The following is a 588-nucleotide window of genomic DNA, read 5'->3' as shown; positions in this document are numbered from 1 at the left end:
TATATCGCAAACATCGAGTCATCATCGTTTAGGGCGTGGACTACCAGGGTATCTAATCCTGTTCGATCCCCACGCTTTCGTGCATCAGCGTCAATTATGGCCTAGGAAGCTGCCTTCGCAATCGGGGTTCTGGGACATATCTATGCATTTCACCGCTACTTGTCCCGTTCCGCCTCCTTCGTCCACATTCAAGCACTTCAGTATCAAGGGCACTGCAACGGTTGAGCCGCTGTATTTCACCCCTGACTTAAAGTGCCGCCTACGCACCCTTTAAACCCAATAATTCCGGATAACGCTCGGATCCTCCGTATTACCGCGGCTGCTGGCACGGAGTTAGCCGATCCTTATTCCTACGGTACACTCAGACAGCTACACGTAGCTGCGGTTGTTCCCGTATAAAAGCGGTTTACGACCCATAGGGCCTTCTTCCCGCACGCGGCATGGCTGGTTCAGGCTCCCGCCCATTGACCAATATTCCCTACTGCTGCCTCCCGTAGGAGTCTGGTCCGTGTCTCAGTACCAGTGTGGGGGTCACTCCTCTCAGAGCCCCTAGGCATCATAGCCTTGGTAAGCCGTTACCTTACCAAC

General features: G+C 53.7%; 1 rRNA gene. It reads right to left on the bottom strand.

Going from position 1 to position 588, the window contains the following annotated elements:
* Positions 1-588: ribosomal RNA gene (locus H8B06_RS20520) — 16S ribosomal RNA — on the bottom strand; the annotation flags it as partial.

The organism is Sphingobacterium micropteri (assembly GCF_014692515.1).
Classification (GTDB): Bacteria; Bacteroidota; Bacteroidia; order Sphingobacteriales; family Sphingobacteriaceae; genus Sphingobacterium; species Sphingobacterium micropteri.
Note: the sequence above shows the minus strand (reverse complement) of the source record. Positions and strands in the feature narration are given on the sequence as shown.